General features: G+C 61.3%; 5 protein-coding genes. 4 read left to right on the forward strand and 1 reads right to left on the reverse strand.

Annotation, left to right across the window (positions count from 1 at the left end):
• Positions 1–51 precede the first annotated feature (51 nt).
• The 4 genes from V3587_RS28450 (at position 52) to V3587_RS28465 (ending at position 6,996) form a co-directional block, all read left to right on the forward strand.
• Positions 52–2,406 (forward strand): MMPL family transporter, encoded by a 2,355-nt coding sequence (locus tag V3587_RS28450; RefSeq protein ID WP_042447716.1) that lies wholly within the window; start codon positions 52–54, stop codon positions 2,404–2,406.
• A gap of 114 nt (positions 2,407–2,520) precedes the next feature.
• Positions 2,521–4,254, forward strand: coding sequence for an ABC transporter ATP-binding protein (locus V3587_RS28455; protein ID WP_003943950.1), 1,734 nt, complete (start codon positions 2,521–2,523; stop codon positions 4,252–4,254).
• A complete protein-coding gene (locus V3587_RS28460; RefSeq protein WP_283377565.1) occupies positions 4,251–6,182 on the forward strand; it encodes an ABC transporter ATP-binding protein in 1,932 nt (643 codons plus the stop codon). Before V3587_RS28455 ends, V3587_RS28460 begins: the two co-directional genes overlap by 4 nt.
• Positions 6,183–6,252: 70 nt before the next feature.
• Positions 6,253–6,996: an IclR family transcriptional regulator gene (locus V3587_RS28465; RefSeq protein ID WP_007731643.1), complete on the forward strand. Its 744-nt coding sequence runs from the start codon at positions 6,253–6,255 to the stop codon at positions 6,994–6,996.
• 5 nt (positions 6,997–7,001) lie between these two features.
• Here V3587_RS28465 and V3587_RS28470 read toward each other — a convergent pair whose 3' ends face one another.
• The gene (locus V3587_RS28470; RefSeq protein WP_283377566.1) at positions 7,002–7,619 is read right to left on the reverse strand and encodes a hypothetical protein; all 618 of its coding nucleotides are present in this window, start codon (positions 7,617–7,619) and stop codon (positions 7,002–7,004) included.
• Positions 7,620–7,744: the final 125 nt, after the last annotated feature.

Consider the following 7,744-nt stretch of genomic DNA (forward strand, 5'->3'; position numbering starts at 1 on the left):
CACACGTAATACCTGTCCACGTACACGCACCGAAACAGCAAGGAGCCCGTCGTGGCCACCTATCTTTATCGGATCGGCAAGTTCGCCTACCGGCGAAAAGGCGCGGTCCTCAGCGTTTGGCTGATAATCCTGGTCCTGATGGGCGTCGGGGCAGCGACTCTGTCCGGCCCCACCAAGGATTCGTTCTCCATTCCGGGAACCCCGGCGCAGCAGGCGCAAGACCTGATGGCGGAGCGTTTTCCCGACGCGCCCAATCCTATGGATTCGCTGAGCGCACGATACGTAGTGCAAGCTCCGGCAGGCACGACGCTGGCCGATCCGGCGAACGTCAAGGCCATGGACGACATGCTCGCGAGTATTCGTGGCATCGACAAGGTCGCCGACTCTGCCAAGGTGGACCCGGCGACTGCCACTCCGGAACAGGCCGCGAAGGCGTTGGTCAATCCGGTTACCGGCAACGACTCCATGGTTGCGATGTTCAAGGAAAAGGCTGCTGCGGCTGGAACTTCCGAGACACAGGCCGTGGACGACGCGCGTGCGTTGTCGCCGCTCAGTGCCGACGGCACAGTCGGGTACGTCGAGGTTCCGTTCAGCGGTGACTTCGCCGATCTCGATCAGGCGTTGCGTGATTCGATCAACTCCGCAGCCGATGTCGGTCGGGCCGAGGGACTGAACGTCCAGGTCAGTGGTTCTGCTGCTCAGGAAGCGGAGATGCCCGGTGGTGTCACCGAGCTGATCGGTATCGCCGTTGCCGCAGTCGTTCTGGCCATCACGTTCGGTTCGCTTGTGGCCGCGGGGCTTCCGCTCCTCACCGCGATCATCGGTATCGCTATCGGCAGCCTCGGAATCACGGTTGCCACCGGATTCATGGATCTCAGTTCGATGACTCCGACGCTGGCGATCATGATCGGTCTGGCCGTGGCGATCGACTACTCGCTGTTCATCATGTCCAGGTTCAGGCATGAGCTCACCCTCACCGACAACCGTGCCGAAGCAGCAGGTCGCGCCGTCGGAACTGCCGGTTCCGCAGTGGTATTCGCTGGTTTGACGGTCATCATCGCGCTGGTTGCCTTGCGCGTCGTCGGCATCCCGTTCCTCTCCGATATGGGTGCGGCAGCGGCCTTTACCGTGCTGATCGCGGTTCTGATCGCCTTGACCTTGCTGCCTGCGATCCTGGGTATGTTCGGACGCAAGGCTTTTGCCGGCAAGATTCCCTTCCTCAGCAAGCGCGCTGAGGAGTCCGAAGACGAAGATTCGGGCAAGCCGAAGTTGGCTCTGCGCTTCATCAGTGCCGTCGTCCGTCGTCCGCTCGTGCCGCTGATCGGTGGAGTAGTGCTTCTGGGCGCATTGGCTCTGCCCGCAACGGGATTGAGCCTGGCACTGCCGTCGGAGGCCACCGGTGACCCGGCGACCAGTGCGCGTCAGGCATACGACCTGATCGACGAGGGCTTCGGTGACGGTCGCAACGGACCGCTCATCGCCGTTGTCGACGCCAAGGATGCCAGCGTTCCCGCCGGGGAGGCCTTTGCGGAGGTCGTCTCGACCATCTCGGGCTTCGATGACGTCCAGAACGCACAGGTCGTCGGGGTCAACGAGGCCGGCGACACCGCGCAGGTACTGATCACTCCGAAGAGTGGTCCGACCGACCCCGCCACGATGGATCTGGTGTCCAGCCTTCGTGGAGCCGAAGGCGGACTCAACGATTCGATCGGCGTCAGCTACGGCATCACCGGTCAGACCGCACTCGAAGGCGACGTCTCGGACACGCTGAAGGATGCATTGGTGCCCTACCTGGCCGTCGTCGTCGGCCTTGCATTCATCTTGTTGCTCTTGGTGTTCCGTTCGATCCTGGTTCCGCTGACGGCGACGCTCGGCTTCCTGCTCAGCGTGCTCGCGACCTTCGGTGCGACGGTGGCGATCTTCCAGCACGGTTGGTTGGGCATCATCTCGAACCCGCAACCACTCGTGAGTTTCATGCCGATCTTCCTGATCGGTGTGGTGTTCGGACTCGCGATGGACTACCAGGTGTTCCTCGTGACGCGTATGCGTGAGGAGTACGTCCACGGCGCGAGCGCGAAGGAGGCCGTGACCATCGGCTTCAACCATGGCGCCCGGGTCGTCAGTGCGGCCGCGGTCATCATGATCTCCGTGTTCGGTGCCTTCATCGCGGAACCGAACTCGTTCATCAAGTCGATCGGCTTCGCGCTTGCCGCGGCGGTGTTCTTCGACGCCTTCATCGTGCGCATGGTGATCATCCCGTCCGTCATGGCACTGCTCGGCGACAAGGCGTGGTGGTTGCCGAAGTGGCTGGACAAGATTCTGCCGAACGTCGACATCGAGGGTGAGAAGCTCAGCAAGGCCCTCCGTGAAGAAAAGGAAGCGGAGCTTCAGTCCGCATCTGCTTGATCTCTGCTGTGCGCCTTTATTAACCCCCCGCGGCTAATAAAGGCGCACAGCAGTTTTTGTGTATCGAAATATCCAGCGGCACATGTCGGCCAGGATTGGTAACCTTCGCTCACTATGCTGATCAGGCTGCTGCGCACTTATCTGACGCCGTACCGGGGTGAACTCACGGGCGTTGTCGTCCTGCAGTTTATTTCGACTATGGCGGCCCTTTACCTTCCGAGTCTCAACGCCGACATCATCGACAACGGCGTGACGAAAGGCGACACCGGCTACATCCTCTCCACCGGCGGGATGATGCTGATGGTCACGCTCACGCAGATCCTGTGCTCGGTGGGGGCCGTCTTCTTCGGTGCGCGAGTCGCCATGGGCGTCGGACGCGATCTCCGGGCTTCGGTGCTGCATCAGGTCGGGACGTTTTCGGCCCGAGAGGTCGGGCACTTCGGTGCGCCTTCGCTGATCACCCGCAACACCAACGACGTCCAGCAAGTGCAGATGATGGTCGTGATGAGTTGCACCATCCTCGTCATGGCGCCGATCATGTGCGTCGGCGGCATCATCATGGCTCTGCGCCAGGACCTGAATCTGTCCTGGATCCTGGGGATCAGCGTCCCGCTGCTCGTAGTCTCGATGGGTTTCCTGATTGCCCGGATGGTCCCCGGATTCAGGGTCATGCAGGGCCGCCTCGACGCCGTCAACCGTGTTCTTCGCGAACAGATCACGGGCATCCGTGTCGTCCGAGCGTTTGTACGGGAACCGTACGAGGTAGAGCGTTTCGGCGATGCCAACCGTGAGCTGACGGAGACTGCACTCGGCGTCGGCCGCCTCATGGCACTGATGTTCCCGCTCGTGATGCTGATCAGCAATGTCACCAGCGTCGCGGTCATCTGGTTCGGTGGCCATCAGATCAACGAGGGCTCGATGCAGATCGGCTCGCTCACCGCGATGCTCAGTTACATCATGCAGATCCTGATGGCCGTCATGATGGCCACCTTCATGGCGGTGATGCTGCCGCGTGCGTCGGTGTGCGCCGAACGTATCTCCGAGGTGCTCGACACGGATTCGTCGGTGATTCCGCCCGAGAACCCGGTCCGAGAACTGAAGGACCCGGGAGTCGTCGAACTTCGTGGCGCTCAGTTCCAGTTCCCCGGAGCCGAGGAACCTGTATTGCGCGACATCACGTTCCGTGCCGAACCAGGCAAGACGACGGCGATCATCGGCGGCACCGGATCGGGAAAGACCACTCTGCTCAACCTGATTCCGCGATTGATCGACTCCACCTCCGGATCGGTATCGGTGGGAGGAGTCGACGTCCGCGACATCGACACGGAACTGCTCTGCTCGGTGATCGGTCTGGTCCCGCAGAAGCCGTATCTGTTCTCGGGCACTGTCGCCACCAATCTCCGCTACGGAAACCCCGAAGCTACCGACGAATGGCTGTGGGAGTGCCTCGAGATCGCCCAAGCTGCCGACTTCGTTCGCGCCATGCCCGAAGGCCTGGACACACCGGTGGCACAAGGCGGTACGACGGTATCGGGCGGTCAGCGTCAGAGACTCGCCATCGCCAGAGCGTTGGTGCGTAAGCCACAGATCTATCTGTTCGACGATTCCTTCTCGGCACTCGACCTCACTACTGATGCGAGGCTGCGTGCGGCGCTCCGGCCGGTCACGCAAGACGCCTGCATCGTCGTTGTCGCGCAGCGCATTTCCACCATCGTGGAAGCCGATCAGATCATCGTGCTCGACGACGGCGCCATCGTGGGGATCGGCACGCACGACGAACTCGTGGTCAGTTGTCCCACCTACGGCGAAATCGTCGCCTCTCAGCTAGCCGTACAGGACGCATCATGAGTAATCGACCGACTTCCTCGCCTCCCATCGGCCCGCCCGGCGGCGGCGATCCCACAAAGAAGGCCATGAACTTCGGCCCTTCGCTCAAACGTCTCCTCGGTCGCTTGAGCCCCGACAAGCCGATCGTCGTCCTGATCTTCGCTTTGGTGACCGCAAGCGTCGTACTTTCCTCGATCGCTCCGAAGATCCTGGGAAACGCCACCAACCTGATCTTCGACGGAATCGTCAGCAAGCAACTCCAGTCGGGGACGACAAAGGAACAGGCTGTCGAAGGATTGCGCGCTTCGGGGCAGGGTCAGCTCGCCGACATGGTGTCCGGCATGGCAGTTGTGCCTGGAACCGGAATCGATTTCGACGCAGTCGGCAAGGTCTTGATGATCGTGCTGCTGCTGTTCGTCTGCGCGTCGCTGTTCAGTTGGCTGCAGGCGTATCTGCTCAACATCGTGGTCCAGCGAACCGTTCGTCGTCTGCGTGAGGACGTCGAGCAGAAGATTCACCGACTTCCCTTGCGGTACTTCGATACCCATGCCCGCGGTGATGTTCTCTCACGCGTGACCAATGATATCGACAACGTCGCGCAGAGCTTGCAGCAGACGCTCAGCCAGTTGGTCATGTCGGTGATGACCGTCCTGGGCATTCTGGTGATGATGCTGTGGATCTCACCTCTGCTCGCCTTGATCGCGGTGGCAACTGTTCCGCTGTCGATCATGGTGACGGCGTTTATCGCGAAGCGTTCACAGAAGCACTTCGTGGCGCAGTGGAAGAGCACCGGCGGAATCAACGCGCAGGTCGAGGAAGCATTCAGCGGCCACGAGTTGGTCAAGGTGTTCGGTCGCCAGCAGGAGGTCGAGGAGCGCTTCCGCAAGCAGAACGAGGATCTGTACGAGTCCAGCTTCAAGGCGCAGTTCATTTCCGGTCTGGTCATGCCGGCCGTGATGTTCCTGGGCAACCTCAACTACGTCGCCATCGCAGTGGTGGGTGGCATGCGCGTCGCATCCGGAACGATGACGCTCGGCGATGTGCAAGCGTTCATCCAGTACTCGCGGCAGTTCACCCAGCCGCTCACGCAGATCGCGTCGATGACCAATCTGCTGCAGTCCGGCGTCGCTTCGGCCGAGCGGGTCTTCGCGCTGCTCGACCAAGAGGAGCAGTCGGAGGACCCGAAGAGTGCGAAGTCGCCCACGGTCGACAAGGGTCGCGTCAAGTTCGAGAACGTCACCTTCAGTTACAAGCCGGAACAGCCGCTGATCGAGGACCTGTCCCTGACTGCTGAGCCGGGCCAGATGGTTGCGATCGTCGGACCCACCGGCGCCGGCAAGACCACCCTCGTCAACCTCATCCTGCGGTTCTACGAACTCAATTCGGGCCGAATCACTTTGGACGGCATCGACATCGCCGACATGACGCGAGACGATCTGCGCTCACGGATCGGCATGGTTCTGCAGGACGCATGGCTGTTCGGTGGAACCATCCGCGAGAACATCGCCTACGGCAAGCCTGGTGCCACCGACGAGGAGATTCGTCGTGCGGCCGAGATGAGCTACGTCGACAAGTTCGTGCACTCTCTGCCTGAGGGTTACGACACGGTCATCGACGAGGAAGGCAGCAACGTCAGTGCGGGCGAGAAGCAGCTCATCACTATCGCCCGCGCCTTCATCTCGCAGCCGTCCATCCTGATCCTCGACGAGGCGACCAGTTCGGTGGACACGCGCACCGAACTGCTGGTCCAGAGCGCCACCGCGGTTCTGCGCAACGACCGCACCAGCTTTGTCATCGCGCACCGTCTTTCGACAATTCGTGATGCGAACCTGATCGTGGTGATGGAGGAAGGCCGGATCGTGGAGCAGGGGAGCCATGAGGCTCTGCTCGAATCCCGCGGCGCGTACTTCCGTCTGTACAACAGCCAATTCGTGGGCGCGGAGATCTGATGCCTCAGTAGACTGGAGCAGACTTGGTCCGCTGGGTGGACCACATTCTGTGTACTGGAGGCGCTCGGCGATGCATTCGTTGCTGGGGAAAGCGCGCCTGATACTCGATTCCTTCGATGCGGATTCGGGTGCGCTGTCGCTGACCGAACTTGCGAATCGGAGTGGTGTTGCGAAGGCGACGGTGCATCGAATAGCCGGTGAACTGGTGTCTCTTGGTCTACTGGAACGGGTCGGAACCAAGTACAGGTTGGGGTTACGGCTCTTCGAACTGGGGCAGTTGGTTCCTCGTCAACGTATTCTGCGCGAGGTGTCCTTGACGTATGTGCAGGATCTTCACGCGGCGACCCGGGAGACGGTTCACCTCGCGATTCGCGACGGCCTCGATGTTCTGTACATCGACAAGATCTCCGGTCATCACGGGGTGGACCTGCCGTCGCGGGTGGCTGGCCGGCTGCCGATGTATGCCACGGCAACCGGCAAAGCGATACTCGCGTACTCACCGGATTCCGTTTTTCGAGCGGTGACAGGCAACGGATTTGTCGAGTTCACCGATCGGACGGTGAACTCGGAAGACGGGTTACGTAGGCAACTCGACGCTGTTCGTTCGCAGCAGTTGGCGGTCGAGACCGAGGAGGTTCGCCTGGGAACATCGAGTATCGCTGCCCCGATCTTCGGTGGACTTGGTGAAGCAGTTGCCGCGATCGGTGTGTCGAGTCCGCGGTATCGAATGGATACCGAGCGTTTTGCCGAACCGTTGCGCGCGGCGGCCGAAGGGATCAGCCGGAAGGTATCGGTTCTCGAACGCTCGGCATAACCGTTTTATCGACGCACGCAGAGCAGCGCGATCACGCCGAGAACCGAAGCCCCGGTCATGGAGATGGCCACGGCAAGACTGGTGTTGCCGAGAAGGCCGACGATGGGCGCAACCACAGCGGCAGCGCCGAACTGCGCAAATCCGATCAGCGCGGCTGCTGAGCCTGCGGCTTCTCCGTGACGGGACAGTGCAACCGCCGGTGCGTTGGGCATGACAAAACCCGTTGCGCAGAGCATCAGCAGGATGGGGACGGCAAACCCGACGAATCCCCACGAGTCGGTGGCGGCAACAACAACAAATGCAGCGCCGACGGCACTACTGCCCCACATTGCCCAGATCGTGATGGAATTCGGCGACCACCGGCCGAGAAGCACGACGTTGAGCTGGGACGAACCGATCAGAACGACGGCGCCGCCGGCAAAGGCAAATCCGTATGCGGTGGCGCTCAGTCCGAACTGTTCCTGCATCACGTAGGACGACGCGGCGATGTACGACCACAAAACGCCGCGGCCGAGACCGCACACGAGCACCAACACCATGAAGTGGGCATCCTTGCCGAGCGCAATGTAGTTTCGCGCCATGGCGCCGATGCCCTTGCCCGACCGATGGGACTGTAAGAACAACGGTGTAACTCTGAAAGGAGATACGCCACTATGACTGACGTGATTGAACGTGAGACAGAGACGAACTCGGCTCAGCCGGGTATCAGCGATGCGCGGCTCAAAGAGCTGGTCGAGCAGGCGCGAGC

This window comes from Rhodococcus sp. IEGM 1306 (genome assembly GCF_036541985.1).
Lineage (GTDB): Bacteria > Actinomycetota > Actinomycetes > Mycobacteriales > Mycobacteriaceae > Rhodococcus_F > Rhodococcus_F qingshengii.

What these genes read in the sequence shown, in the direction of transcription:
- V3587_RS28460 (WP_283377565.1), top strand. Translation starts at nt 4,251, where the DNA reads ATGAGTAATCGACCGACTTCCTCGCCTCCCATCGGCCCGCCCGGCGGC.
- V3587_RS28455 (WP_003943950.1), top strand. Translation starts at nt 2,521, where the DNA reads ATGCTGATCAGGCTGCTGCGCACTTATCTGACGCCGTACCGGGGTGAA.
- V3587_RS28465 (WP_007731643.1), top strand. Translation starts at nt 6,253, where the DNA reads ATGCATTCGTTGCTGGGGAAAGCGCGCCTGATACTCGATTCCTTCGAT.